This window comes from Pseudomonas idahonensis (genome assembly GCF_037903935.1).
GTDB classification, from domain to species: Bacteria; Pseudomonadota; Gammaproteobacteria; order Pseudomonadales; family Pseudomonadaceae; genus Aquipseudomonas; species Aquipseudomonas danubii.
The window spans coordinates 3802649-3815894 of sequence record NZ_CP149586.1 but is presented as its reverse complement, the minus strand read 5'-3'; the positions used below and the strand labels follow the sequence as shown (position 1 = coordinate 3815894).

Below are 13246 nucleotides of genomic sequence, written 5' to 3'. Positions count from 1 at the left end.
TTGTCTCAGGCCTGAAACAGGGGGCACATTTCGAAATATTTTTGCCAATCAGACAGATGAAAGCTCAAGTTCGGCCGATATCTCTGATAGGCCCATGGACGCTCTTTCCGTGGTGTCCCTCGTCGATGCAGTCCTGATGCGTCGGCCGATCAAGGGCATGGATGCTCGCCGCCCCGTTCTCCTTCGAGACTCGTCCTATGTCCTTGCGTAACCTGAATATCGCCCCGCGTGCTTTCCTCGGTTTTGCCTTTATTGCCTTGCTGGTCATGGTGTTGGGCGTGTTTGCGGTGAACCGCATGTCGATCATCCGCGACGCGTCCCTGGAAATGGAAAGCAATCAGCTGCCCAGCGTCGGGTATCTGGGCAACCTGACCGAGAACGTCCTGCGCTTGCGGATTCTGTCATTTCGCGTGCTGGTGAACCGCGAGCCGGCCGGCCTTGCCGAAGCCCAGACCCGCATCGGCGTGCTGGTGGACAAGGCCAGGCAGGCCCAGGCCAGCTACGCGGCGTTGCCGGCGGGCCCTGAGGAAGTGGCGCTGTACAAGACCTTCAGCGCGACCCTGGACAATTACCTGCAGGCGCAGAAGGAGATGCTGGAGCTGTCACGCCAGGACAAGCTGGAAGAGCTGCGCACCCTGATCAACACCCGGATCAAGGACGGCACCGACCAGATGGGCGAGCAGTTGAACAAGCTCATCGCGATCAATGCCGCGGGCGCCAAGAGTGCCTCCAAGGCGGCCGGCGAGCACTACGACAGTGCCATTGCCGGGATCGTCATCGTCGCGCTGCTGGCCGCATTGCTGACCATCGTGCTGGCGCTGTTGTTGACCCGCAGCATCGTCACCCCCCTGAACAAGGCCCTCAACGTCGCCGAGGTGATCGCCGGCGGCAATCTGCGCCAGGCCATCGAGGTCGACGGTCAGGACGAGCCGGCACGCCTGTTGCGCGCCCTGGCGCAGATGCAGGCCAGCCTGCGCCGCACCATCGAGCAGATCGCCGGTTCGGCGACCCAGCTGGCTTCGGCCTCGGAAGAACTCAGCGCAGTGACCGAGGAAGCCTCTCGCGGCGTGCAGCAGCAGAACACCGAGATCGAGCAGGCCGCCACCGCAGTCAACGAAATGACCGCAGCGGTGGAAGAGGTGGCACGCAACGCAGTGTCCACTTCCGAGGCGTCCCAGCAGTCGACCCAGGCCGCCCGCGAAGGCCGCGACCGTGTGGTGCAGACCGTCGAGGCGATCCAGACCATGGCCCATGACGTGCAAAACACCTCGGTGATGATCGAAGGCCTGGCGACCCAGGGCCGGGACATTGGCAAGGTGCTGGACGTGATTCGCGCCATCGCCGAACAGACCAACCTGCTGGCGCTTAACGCCGCCATCGAAGCGGCCCGTGCCGGCGAGGCCGGGCGTGGCTTTGCCGTGGTGGCCGACGAGGTGCGGGCCCTGGCCCATCGCACCGCCCAGTCGACCCAGGAAATCGAGAAGATGGTGGCCGGTATCCAGAACGGCACCGGCGAAGCGGTGGAGTCCATGCAGCAGAGCAACCGGCGGACCCAGAGCACCCTGGAGCTGGCCCGCGCCGCTGGCGAGTCCCTGGAGCAGATCGCTGAATCCATCAATCAGATCAACGAGCGCAACCTGGTGATCGCCAGTGCCTCGGAAGAACAGGCCCAGGTGTCCCGCGAGGTGGACCGCAACCTGGTGAACATCCGTGACCTGGCGATCCAGTCGGCGGCCGGGGCCAACCAGACCAGTTCAGCCAGTCATGAACTGTCGCGCCTGGCGGTGGATCTCAACGCCATGGTGGCGCGCTTCGTGGTCTAAGGGCGCGAACGGTGGGGCCGGGCGCTCGACGAGTGCCCCGCCAGCACCTAGGGTTTTGGCTGAAGCATCTTTCATGGAGAAAGCGATGCGCTACTCAGCCCTGACCCAACGGATTGTCGGAGAAGGTTCCGCAGCCTGGAACATCCACTACCGGGCCCTGGCCCTGCGCGAGCAGGGGCGGGATGTGTTGCTGCTGACCATCGGCGACCCGGATTTCGATACCCCCAAGCCCGTGGTCCAGGCTGCGATCGACAGCCTGCTGGCCGGCGATACCCACTATTCGGACGTGCGCGGCAACCTGGCGCTGCGCAGCTGCATTGCCCGGCGCCATCATCAGCGCTGCGGACAGATTGTCGACGCCGAGCATGTGGTGGTTTTGCCGGGCGCCCAATGCGCGGTGTTTTCCGTGGCCCAGTGCCTGCTCAATCCCGGGGACGAGGTTCTGGTGGCCGAGCCCATGTACGTCACCTACGAAGGCGTGTTCGGCGCCTGCGGGGCCCGCATCGTGCCGGTGCCGGTGCGGGCCGAGCAGGGCTTTCGCGTCGATCCGCGGGACATGGCGGCGCGGATCACCCCGCGCACCCGGGCCATGTTGCTCAACAGCCCGAACAACCCGTCGGGCGCGAGCCTGTCCCTCGACGACTGGCAAGCCCTGGCGCGGCTGTGCTTTGCCCACGACTTGTGGCTGATTTCCGATGAGGTCTATTGCGACCTGCTGTACGAGGGCCAGCACTTTAGCCCCGGCAGCCTGCCGCGCATGGGCGAGCGCACGGCCACCATCAACAGCCTGTCCAAGTCCCATGCCATGAGTGGCTGGCGGGTGGGCTGGGTGATTGCCCCGCCGACCCTGGCCGGGCACCTGAGCAACCTGGCCCTGTGCATGCTGTACGGCCTGCCGGATTTTGTGCAGAACGCCGCAGTGGTGGCCCTGGACAGCGACCTGCCGGAGCTGGCGCAGATGCGCGACGAGTACCGACGGCGCCGGGACCTGGTGTGCGCGCTGCTGGGCCAGTGTCCGGGGCTGACCCCGATCTGCCCGGATGGCGGCATGTTCGTCATGGTGGATGTACGCCGCACCGGGCTGGACGCCCAGCGCTTTGCCGACCGCTTGCTGGACGACCATGGCGTTTCGGTACTGGCCGGTGAAGCCTTCGGCCCCAGCGCCGCGGGCCACATTCGCATCGGCCTGGTGCTGGACTGCGAGCGCCTGGCCGAGGCCTGCCGGCGCATTGCCCGCTGCACCGAGCAGATTCTCGAACAACGCCCCGCAACCCTCCACCTGTAGGCGCCGGCTTGCATGTCATGCACCGCCCTGGCGAACGCGTTTGCCGGCAAGCCCGCGTCTGCAGAGGTGCTCGCCAGGGGCACGCGGCGGTTAGGCCTGGCGCTGTGATGGAGCGGTCCAGGCGGCGGTGTTCACCAGATTGGCTGGGCGCTGCCCCGACAGGGCCGCCAGCAGGTTGTCCACCGCGCAGCGGGCCATGGCTTCACGGGTTTCGTGGGTGGCCGAACCGATGTGCGGCGTGGCCACCACATTGGGCAATTGCAGCAGCGGTGAGCGGTGGTCCAGCGGTTCGCGCTCGAACACGTCCAGCCCGGCGCCGCGTATCCGTCGTTCCTGCAAGGCTTCGATCAAGGCCGCTTCGTCCACCACCTTGCCTCGGGAAATATTGATGAAGATGCTTTGCGGGCGCATCAACGCCAGTTCACGACGGCCAATCAGCCCTTGGGTTTTCTCGGTCAAGGGCAAGGTCAGGCAGATGAAGTCGGCCTCTTGCAGCAGTTGCTCCAGGCTGCGGTAGCGGGCATTGAAACGTTGCTCCACCGCCGGCTTGGGGCTGTTGCTGTGGTAGATCAGCGGCATGCCGAAGCCGAAATGCCCACGCTGGGCCAACGCCTCGCCAATGCGCCCCATGCCGATGATGCCCAGGGTCTTGCCGTGCACGTCGCTGCCGAAATGCAGCGGTCCGATGTTGCGGTTCCATTGCCCGGCGCGAACCATGTTGGCCAGTTCCACCACGCGCCGGGCGGTGGCCAGGATCAGGGCGAAACCGGTGTCGGCGGTGGTTTCGGTGAGCACGTCCGGGGTGTTGCTCAGCAGAATCCCGCGTTGGGTCAGGTAGTCGATGTCGTAGTTGTCGACCCCCACCGAGACACTGGCCACCGCTTGCAGGCGCGGCGCCAGGTCCAGCAGCTCGGCGTCCAGGCGCAGGCTCGCCCCCAGCAGGCCATCGGCGCTGGGCAGGGCCTGGCGCAGGGCCTTGAGGCCGGTTGGGCCCAGGTCTTCGATCAGGGTGACCTCGGTCTGTTCCTGCAGGCGCGCCATCAGCGACGGCGAGAGTTTCTTGTACAGCACCAGGTGTTTTTTCATGACGGTTCTCTGTGGCAGTTCAGGAGTGGGCCAGGCGGCGCGGCAGGGGCAGGCCCTTGGCCCGAGGCGCTCCGGCGCCGGGTGTCAGCAGCAGGGTCAGCAGCACCGAGAGCAGCAGGGCGCCGCTCATCAGCAGGTAGGACATCCCCGGCGAGCCGGTGGCGCTGTTCAGGTAACCCACCAGATAGGAGCCGCCGAAGGAACCCAGGGCGCCCATGCTGTTGATCAGCGCCATGGCGCCGCCGGCGACGTTGGCCGGGAGAATCTCCGGAACGATGGCGAAGAACGGCCCATAGGGCGCGTACATGCAGGCTCCGGCGATTACCAGCAGCCCGTAGGACCACCAGAAGTGTTCGGCACCCAGCAGGTAGGAGGCGTAGAAGGCGATGGCGGCCACCAGCAGCGGCGGCCAGACGAAGCGCTTGCGTTTCTGGGTCCGGTCCGAGCCCCAGGACACCCCGAGCATGGCGATCACCGCCGCCAGATAGGGCAGGGCCGAGAGCCAGCCGGCCTCCACCATGTCCATTTGCGCGCCGTGCTTGAGGATCGAAGGCAACCACAGGACGAAACCGTAGACCCCGATGCTCCAGCAGAAAAACTGCAGGGCGAGGATGATCACCTTGGGCGAGCGGAAGGCTTCGGCGTAGTTCTTCACCGCCTTGATGCCTTGCTGTTCGGCGGCCAGGGCGCTTTCCAGGTCCTGCTTCTCCTGGTCGCTGAGCCACTGGGCCTGGCTGGGCCGGTCATCGGCCAGGCGCCACCAGATAAAGGCCCAGAGCACCGCCGGCAAACCCTCGATGATGAACATCCAGCGCCAGCTGAAATGCTCCACCAGGTAGCCTGAGACCACCGACATCCAAAGCATGGTCACTGGGTTGCCGAGGATCAGGAAGGTGTTGGCCCGGGAGCGTTCGGCCCGGGTGAACCAGTGGCACAGGTACACCAGCATCGCCGGCATCACCGCGGCCTCCACCACCCCGAGCATGAAGCGAATGGCGATCAGCGTGTAGGCGTTGGACACGATCCCGGTGAGGGTGGCCAGGCCACCCCAGAGGATCAGGCTGACGAAGATCAGCTTCTTCACACTGCGTTTTTGCGCGTAGATCGCCCCTGGCACCTGGAAGAAGAAGTAGCCGAGGAAGAACAGTGCCCCCAAAAGCGAGGACAGCCCCGGGGTGATCTGCAAGTCGTTGGCCATCCCGGAGGCGGCGGCAAAGCCGTAGTTGGCGCGGTCCAGGTAGGCCAGGCTGTAGGTGATGAAGACGATGGGCATGATGTACCACCAGCGGCGGGCGGCGAGTTTGAGCGTGTCCATGAAAGTTCTCCTGAGCTTGTTGTTTTTGTCGCAACAGGTGGTTCTGGGTGTTCGTTCGGATGCGCAATGCTGTTGTGTAGGAGCCGGCTTGCCGGCGAGGAGGCCCTCGAGCCTTGCATCGCCCTGGCGGGCCCCTTCGCTGGCAAGCCAGCTCCTACGAGGCGCAGGCGGTTTTCAGGGGCGCTGCCTGGTCGGGCAGTTCGTGGCGTCTGGGCAGGCCTTCCATGTCGCCACGGCTTTGTACTGCGCGGCTGCCCAGCCAATTGGCCCGCTGCACCGCCTCGCTCACGCTGAGGCTTTCCAGCAGGGCGCTGATCAGGCCCACGGCGAAGGCATCGCCGGCACCTACGGTGTCCACCACCTGGGCCACCGGCACACCGTCGACGAAGCCGGCGTCCAGATGGGTGCGGTAGTAGGCGCCATGGGCCCCGAGCTTGATCACCACCGCTTCGGCGCCCTGGTCCAGGTAGAAGGCGGCGATGTCCGCCGGGTCGTCACGCCCGGTGAGCAGGCGTCCCTCGCCGAGGCCCGGCAGCACCCAGTGAGCCAGGGCCGCCAGGCGGTTGATCTCGCGGATCATCTGGGACTCGCTGGGCCACAGGCCGGGACGCAGATTGGGGTCGAAGGACAGGCTGCGGCCGCTGGCGCGCTGGGTCTGCATCAGGTGGCCGGACAGTTCCCGGGCCGAGTCCGAAAGGGCCGGGGGAATGCCGGTGGCGTGCAGATGGCGAGCCTGGAGCAGGGCCGGGGCCAGGTCGTCGAGGCTCAGGTGGCTGGCGGCTGAGCCGCGGCGGAAATACTCGACCCGCGGGTCGTCGCCGGTTTCTTCCCGGGACTTGAGCTGAAAGCCGGTAGGGTGCAGCGGGTCGCGGCGCACGAAGCGACAGTCCAGGCCCTCGGCCTGCAAGGTGTCGAGCACGAAGCGTCCCAGGGAGTCGTTGCCGACCCGGCTCAGCCAGGCCACCTTGAAACCCAGGCGCGACAGGCCGATGGCCACGTTGCTGTCGGCCCCGGCAATGCGCTTGTGAAAGTGCTCGACCCGGGCCAGGTCGCCGCTGTGCTCGGCGACGAACATGGCCATGGTTTCCCCGAAGGACAGAACATCGATCTCAGACATGGGCTGGCTCCAGTCGCGACTGGCCGAGGCGGGCCAGCAGGCCGACCTGCTCGGCGCTCACCTGCAGCAGGTCGTCGCCTTGCAGGGGGTATTCCACGGCCCGGGTAATACCTTGAGTCATGTGCTGCAGCAGGTGTTCCCACTGCTGCAACTCCGGGGCGCCGGGCGGTAGGGCCACCCGCTTGCCGTCGCCCCGCAGGCGTACCGCCTTGCAGTGCACGTAGTCCACATGCCGGCCCAACAGGCGCGCGGCCGTCAGCGCCGACTGCTCTTGCCACTCCCAGTTGCCGATATCGAAGGTCATGCGCAGGGGCAGGTTCCACCCTTGCACGGCGTTGAAAAAAACCTGGAAGGGCTCGATGCGCCCGCCATGCACGGTCTGGTCGTTTTCCACCAGCAGGGCGAGGGGCTGGCCTGACAGCAGGCTGGCCAGGCTGCCCAGGTCGTGATGTTCGGTGAAGTGACCGAGGGACACTTTCAGATGCTTGGCGCCGAACGCCCGGGCCCGTTGCAAGGTGGTAGGCAGCTCGGGGTTGGGTTCGTAGCCCTCGGCCAGCCACAGCTCCAGGGGTGAGGAAAATACGCTTTCCAGGCCGTGCTCCCGGGCGCTGCGGGCCAGTTCCTCGGGCTTCTCGTGGGTCAGCAGTTCTTCGCGCCACTCGATGCACGAAGCGCCGGCGGCGGCCACCAGGGGAATGAAATGGCCCTGGCCGTGCTGGCGGACCAGATCCGCGCCGTAGCTGGACAGGCTGATGGAGACGGGTGATTGATGCATGCTTCAGACCTCTGAAACCGGTTTCATTTTTATTCGAGAAAACCCGGGACACGCTGCGATGCAGGGTGCTCGGGATTACACAGGGTGTTTTCGGGTGGAGCCGCGAACCATCAGTTGCGCCGCAAAGTCCAGCACCCGCGCCGGGCCGGTATCGCCTCGCAGGCGCTTGAGCAGGCATTGGAAAGCGGCGGTGCCTATGGCTTCGGTGGGCTGGGCCAGGGCCGTGATGCCGCTGCCCACCAGGGGGTACCAGTCCAGGTCGTCGAGGGCGATCAGGCCGATGCCTTCGAACAAGGGGCAATCCAGTTCACGCAGGACCCGGGTCGCCGCCAGGGCCGCCACGCCGTTGGCGCAGAACAGCGCCTTGGGGCCAGGGCCGGGAGCGTCGAGAAAGTCTTTCAGGTGGCGGGCCAGGGCCGCGCCGGTCTCCAGTGACTGGCCGCGCAAGGCCGGGCGCCGGGCGACTTCGTCCTGGAAGGCGGCGCTGCGTTCGAGCCGCGAGCTGGTGCCGTCATGGGGTTCGCTGACCAGCAGCAGGTCGCGATAACCCTGCTGCTCCAGGTGCTCGATGGCGCTGTGCACCGCCGCCGGGTTGTCCAGGCCCACCAGATCGGCGTGCAGTGATTCAAGCTTGCGGTCCACCAGGACCATGGGCATTTCCTGTTGCAACTCCAGCAACTGCTCCAGGTGATGACCCAGGGTGTTCACGATCAGGCCTTCGATGTTGTAGGCCCGCAGGTTGGCCAGGTGCTGGGCTTCCTGCTGATCGTCACGGTCGGTGTTGCACACCACCAGGCTATAGCCGTGCTGGCGGCAGGCGGTTTCCACGCCATGCATCACGGCAATCGAGTAGGGGTTGCGGATATCGGCCACCAGCATGCCGATCAGGCGGGTGCGCCCGCGTTTCAGACCGCGGGCCATCTGGTTCGGGCGGTAGCCCAGCGCGCTGATGGCCTGCTCGATGCGCAAGGCAATGGCATCGGAGAGCAGGGCGCGGTCTTCGCCGATAAAGCGCGACACGCTGGCCTTGGAGACCCCGGCGTGGCGGGCGACATCGAGCATGGTGACGCGGCTGCGCTGGGCGGCGGAAAACTGATTCACGGGCGACGACCTTATTCTTGGAATTATCGGTTTGCAGTGCTTCCGGGTACGGTGCTGAAACCGGTTTCAGGAAACCGCAAAACCCATTCTGCCGTCAAGGGCGCAACGTCGATAAATTTGCGTCAGGACTGAAGGTGGCTGACCAACGGTAGGGGCTCAGGCTGGCTCAAGAAACTCGCGCAGGGCCCGCAGCAGGGCGTCGTACAGCCCATCGACTTCCGCCGCCAGCCCTCTGGCCCGCAGGCAGCCATGCACCAGGCCCAGGCCCGGGTACAGCTGGCTGGCGACGCCGGCCTGCAGCAGGCGCTGGTGATAGCACTGGCCGTCGTCGCGCAAGGGGTCGAACTCTGCCTGCGCGATAAAGGCCGGCGGCAGGTGACTGAAGTCCTCTGCCAGCAGCGGCCGGGCATAGGGCGAGGTGGGTTCGGGCTCCGGCAGGTACAGCGCCTGGAAACACTCCAGGTCACTGCTGCTGAGCAGCGGGGCATCGGCGCACTGGCTGCGCGAGGGCAGGTTGGCGGCACCGCCCAGCCCGGGATAGACCAGCACCTGTGCGGCGGGCAAGGGTTCAGCGGCATCCCGCAGGGCCAGGCACAGAGCGGCGGCCAGATTGCCCCCGGCGCTGTCGCCCATCACCAGCCGACGGCGGTGATCCAGAGGCACAGGGCCCAGCCCCTGCTCCAGAGCCCGCCATACCGCCAGGCAATCGTCGAAGGCGGCCGGGAACGGGTGTTCCGGGGCCAGCCGGTAGTCCACCGCGATCACCAGCGCCTGCAACTCGTGGGCCAGATGGGCGGTGATGAAATCGTGGGAATCCAGGCTGCCCAGCACCCAGCCGCCACCGTGCAGGTACAGCAGCCAGGGCCAGCCACACTCCGGGACGACGCGGTCGGGGTGATAGAAACGCAGCGGCACCTGGGCCAGTTGCCGTTGATGCACGGCGAGGCCGGGCGGATGGGCCGGAGTGAAATCCCGGCACATGCGCTCATAGCTGTCGCGCAGGCCCTTGAGGCTGCTGTCGGCGCTGGTGTAGCTCAGGGTGCGCTGGACGAAGGCCGCCAGCTCGGCAGAAAGCGGGTAATGGCTCATGGATAGCCTCACAGGGGTAGGAGCTGGCTTGCCAGCGAAGAGGTCCGTGAGACTGCCTTCGCCGGCAAGCCGGCTCCTACAGGGGCGGTTACAGGTTCGCTTTGACCGCAGCCACACCGTCGCGGCCGTCGAAAGTGGTGACCCCCGTCAGCCAGCGCTGCAGGTCTTCGGGGTGCTCGCGCAGCCACTGGCGGGCCACGTCCTGGGGCGCCTTGCGCTGCATGATCGGCACCATCAGCTGGCTTTCCTGGGCGGCGCTGAAGGTCAGGTTCTGCAGCAGCCGATGCACGTTGGGGCAGCGCTCGGCGTAGTCCGGCGCGGTGACTGTGGACACCGTGGCCGCCCCCTCGTTGGGGCCGTACACGTCTTCGCTGCCGGTGAGGTAGGTGATGGCCATGTTGATGTTCATCGGGTGCGGGGTCCAGCCGACGAACACCACGAACTCCTTGCGATTGATCGCCCGTTGCACCGCCGCCAGCATCCCGGCCTCGCCGGATTCGATCAGCTTGAAGCCCTTGAGGCCGAAGTGGTCGGTGTCGATCATGGTCTTGATCGTGGTGTTGGCGCCGCTACCGGGCTCGATGCCGTAGATCTTGCCCCCCAGCTGCTCCTTGAAGCGGGCGATGTCGGCGAAGGTTTTCAGGCCCGCCTGGGCCACGTAGTCCGGCACCGCCAGGGTTGCCTGGGCATCGACGAGGCTGGGCTGGGCCATGACCTTGACTTGCCCGGCCTCGAGGAAGGGCGCGATGTTCTGGTCCATGGCGGGCTTCCAGTAGCCGAGGAAAATGTCCAGGCGCTTGTCGCGGATGCCGGCGAAGATGATCTGCTGCACCGCGCTGGTCTGCTTGCTGTCATAGCCCAGACCACCCAGCAGCACATCGGCCACAGCGCTGGTGGCGATCACATCGGTCCAGTTGACCACCCCCATGCGCACGGTCTTGCAGGACGCAGGCTCGGCGGCCCAGGTGGGGGAACTGAGCAGTGCAGTGGCGCAGAGGAGCAGGAAACAACGCTTGAACGGTGTTTTCATCAGAGGATCTCTTCCGGCAGGTGGCTTGTTGTTCAGAGCGGCGTCTTGTTGCGCCGTACTGGCCACCTTACGTGGCCCTGATGGTCCGGGAAGCGCTCTGTAGCGACCGGCTTTTGCACTGAGACGACTGCCTGGATGCGTCTCACGGGCACAGGCTTATCCAGCCTTTGTGTCAGGGCTCGGATTTAGGCGTTTTGTGCCGTTTCAGCTGAACAGTCCGGCGGCGATATTGATGGAGAAACCCAGGATCGCGGTATTGAACACAAAGCCGATCAACGATTGGGCGAGGACGATCTTGCGCAGCTCGCGGGTGGCCACGCCGACGTCCGAAGTTTGCACCGCCACGCCGATGGTGAAGGAGAAGTAGAGGAAGTCCCAATAGTTCGGCGTGGTCAGTTCCTCGGCAAAGCGCAGGGCCGGTTCCTTGCCATTCCAGGTGTAGTAAAGGCGGGCGTAATGCACGCTGAAGATCACCCCCACCAGCAACCAGGAACCGATCACCGTGAGCCCGGTGAAGCCGTAATGCAGCAGACGCTGAGGGGTATCCAGGTCCTTGCTGCCCACCAGCTCCAGGGTAATGGTCACCAGACTGGCGATGGCGGCGACGCAGACGATCAACAGCACCAGCCCGGCGTTTTCGTCCTCGGTTTCGGCGATGCGTTTCACGTCCTCGGCCCGGGCCCGCACGGTCAGCCAGAACATCAGCGCCAGGTAGGTCCAGACTGCGGCGTTCCAGCCGATGAGGAGCTTGCCGGTCAGGGTTTGCGCGGGGGCGAGGATGCCGACGGCGCAGCCGATCAGCACGCCGAAGGTCAGGCGGGGGTGGGTTCGGATCACGAAAGACATGGGGGCTCGCAGCTTCTGGGCAGTGGGGGAACACTAGCATGTGGGGGGATTTTGAAAGGGGGGGGATAGCGGTTGCTGCGGGGGTGGCGGCTGGCGGGTTTGTCTTGATGGTTTGGGGTTTGGGTACATATCCATTCCTGCGGGTGCGGCCACTTAGGGTTTCGCCCTTACGGCGAGTCCCTTTTTTTCAAACGCCAAAAAAAGGAACCAAAAAACGCTTGGGTATGACTCACCCACATAGGTAACAAACCAGTTCAAGCACATAGGTAACAGTTTTTAACTGGCAGGGTCGATTCCGAGGATCTGACCATGCCGTGGCGAGAGCTGAACCCTATGGACCTTAAAGTGATGTTCATTGCGGACTATTTATTGGGACGCTTTAACTTCAGCGAGCTGTGTGCGGCACACAGCATCAGCCGAAAAACGGGTTACAAATGGGTAGCCCGTTACAACGCAGACGGTGTGCGTGGCCTGGATGAGAAGAGTCGAAGTCGACATTGTCAGGCGCATCTCATTCCCTTTGAAATCAAGGCCGCGATTATCGAGTTGCGCTCAAAAGGTCCTACAACGCCGGGGCCCAAGAAGATCCAGGCTTCTTTGGCCGAACGTTTTCCAGGACAGGAACCGCCCTCTAAAACCAGTATCTACAACATCCTCAAACAAGCAGGCCTGGTGACGCCTAGGCGGCTGCGTCAGCGTGTTGCGATTTATCCAAGTCCTTTGAAAAAAGCAGATGTTCCCAATCAGTTATGGAGTGCTGACTACAAGGGGCAGTACCTGACGGGAGGAGGTGTTTGGTGTTACCCGTTGACGGTTATGGACCATGCGAGCCGTTTCTTATTGGCCTGCGAGAGCATGCCCAGCACCAACTTCAAAGACGCCAAGACTGCCTTTGAGCGATTGTTTAGAACCTATGGGATGCCTGAGCGGATACGTACTGACAATGGAGTTCCTTTTGCCAGTGCAGGGCGTGCTGGGTTGTCGTTGTTGTCTATCTGGTGGCTACGTTTGGGCATTATTCCCGAACGAATCCAGCCGGGTCGTCCCGAGCAAAATGGTCGCCATGAACGGATGCATCGCACACTGAAAAGTACTCTGGCCAGCCCTCCGGAAATCGAATGGGGCGCTCAGCAAAAACACTTTGATCTGTTCATGCAGCACTACAATCATGAACGGCTGCATGAAGCACTTGGACAGAAAACACCGGCTTCTTGTTATTGCAGTTCGCAGCGTACTTATCCGGCTCGGTTACCCGTAATGAGATACCCGAGTCATATAGAAGCCTATGTTGTTGACTCTTGTGGTGTGGTCAACAGAGGTCGTCTCAGGATCTATGTCGGCAATGTTCTCAAGCGCGAAACTGTTGGCTTGGAACGCATTAGCGAGGGAGTTTGGGAGGTCATATTTGGTCCAATCAAGCTGGGCCGCTTTGATCTGAAAGACGCCAAGGATGGTTACATCAGGCTCAATACGGCAGTGCAGGCCTGATTGGGTGTTACCGATGTGCCTGAACTTTTCTGTTACCTATGTGGTTGTCCCGTTCACTTGCCCCTCCATGGGCCCCTCGCTGGGGCTCGGGGTTCCCTCTCTCCGGCATTGCTCCGGGGGCCCGCCGCCAACCGGCCATCCATGGCCGGGTGGCGGCTAGCTCGGCATCCATGCCGAGCTGCCCCCTACGCAACGCCTACGCTCGGCCGGCTGGGAAGGGGCCTGAAGATCAAGATCAAGATCAAAAGCCAAAGCCAAAGCCAAAGCCAAAGCCAAAGCCAAGGTGCGCAG

At 64.2% G+C, this 13246-nt stretch carries 11 protein-coding genes and 1 pseudogene; 4 read left to right on the top strand and 8 right to left on the bottom strand.

Translation table 11 applies throughout. The features are described 5' to 3' along the window. Nucleotides 1-161 precede the first annotated feature (161 nt). From WIN67_RS31140 to WIN67_RS17095, 3 genes and pseudogenes are all read left to right on the top strand, one after another. Nucleotides 162-917: pseudogene (locus tag WIN67_RS31140) on the top strand (MCP four helix bundle domain-containing protein); the annotation flags it as partial. 42 nt (nucleotides 918-959) lie between these two features. Next, nucleotides 960-1823 (top strand): methyl-accepting chemotaxis protein, encoded by an 864-nt coding sequence (locus WIN67_RS31135; protein ID WP_372820920.1) that lies wholly within the window; start codon nucleotides 960-962, stop codon nucleotides 1821-1823. An 85-nt stretch (nucleotides 1824-1908) separates the two neighbouring features. Next, nucleotides 1909-3108 carry a pyridoxal phosphate-dependent aminotransferase gene (locus WIN67_RS17095; RefSeq protein ID WP_213665293.1) on the top strand — a complete coding sequence of 400 codons (1200 nt, stop codon included), beginning with the start codon at nucleotides 1909-1911 and terminating at the stop codon, nucleotides 3106-3108. Between the two features lie 90 nt (nucleotides 3109-3198). Here WIN67_RS17095 and WIN67_RS17090 read toward each other — a convergent pair whose 3' ends face one another. From WIN67_RS17090 to WIN67_RS17055, 8 genes are all read right to left on the bottom strand, one after another. Continuing rightward, entirely contained in the window at nucleotides 3199-4194 is a 996-nt protein-coding gene (locus WIN67_RS17090) for a 2-hydroxyacid dehydrogenase (RefSeq protein WP_102882647.1), read from the bottom strand. Nucleotides 4195-4213: 19 nt separating this feature from the next. Beyond that, nucleotides 4214-5509 (bottom strand): MFS transporter, encoded by a 1296-nt coding sequence (locus WIN67_RS17085; protein WP_339069474.1) that lies wholly within the window; start codon nucleotides 5507-5509, stop codon nucleotides 4214-4216. 154 nt (nucleotides 5510-5663) lie between these two features. Then, nucleotides 5664-6626, bottom strand: a complete 963-nt coding sequence (locus WIN67_RS17080; RefSeq protein ID WP_110596630.1) for a sugar kinase — start codon at nucleotides 6624-6626, stop codon at nucleotides 5664-5666. After that, nucleotides 6619-7401, bottom strand: coding sequence for an AP endonuclease (locus WIN67_RS17075; RefSeq protein ID WP_339069469.1), 783 nt, complete (start codon nucleotides 7399-7401; stop codon nucleotides 6619-6621). The genes WIN67_RS17080 and WIN67_RS17075 overlap by 8 nt, the downstream gene beginning before the upstream one ends. A 75-nt stretch (nucleotides 7402-7476) precedes the next feature. Then, nucleotides 7477-8502: a LacI family DNA-binding transcriptional regulator gene (locus WIN67_RS17070; RefSeq protein WP_339069467.1), complete on the bottom strand. Its 1026-nt coding sequence runs from the start codon at nucleotides 8500-8502 to the stop codon at nucleotides 7477-7479. Between the two features lie 156 nt (nucleotides 8503-8658). Further along, nucleotides 8659-9591 (bottom strand): alpha/beta hydrolase, encoded by a 933-nt coding sequence (locus tag WIN67_RS17065; protein WP_339069465.1) that lies wholly within the window; start codon nucleotides 9589-9591, stop codon nucleotides 8659-8661. Between the two features lie 88 nt (nucleotides 9592-9679). Further along, nucleotides 9680-10621 (bottom strand): choline ABC transporter substrate-binding protein, encoded by a 942-nt coding sequence (locus WIN67_RS17060; protein WP_339069463.1) that lies wholly within the window; start codon nucleotides 10619-10621, stop codon nucleotides 9680-9682. A gap of 204 nt (nucleotides 10622-10825) precedes the next feature. Beyond that, nucleotides 10826-11467, bottom strand: a complete 642-nt coding sequence (locus WIN67_RS17055) for a DUF1345 domain-containing protein (protein ID WP_110652621.1) — start codon at nucleotides 11465-11467, stop codon at nucleotides 10826-10828. A gap of 309 nt (nucleotides 11468-11776) precedes the next feature. On the opposite strand from WIN67_RS17055, the gene WIN67_RS17050 reads away from it, so the two are divergent. Next, the gene (locus tag WIN67_RS17050) at nucleotides 11777-12955 is read left to right on the top strand and encodes an IS481 family transposase (protein ID WP_339069461.1); all 1179 of its coding nucleotides are present in this window, start codon (nucleotides 11777-11779) and stop codon (nucleotides 12953-12955) included. Nucleotides 12956-13246: the final 291 nt, after the last annotated feature.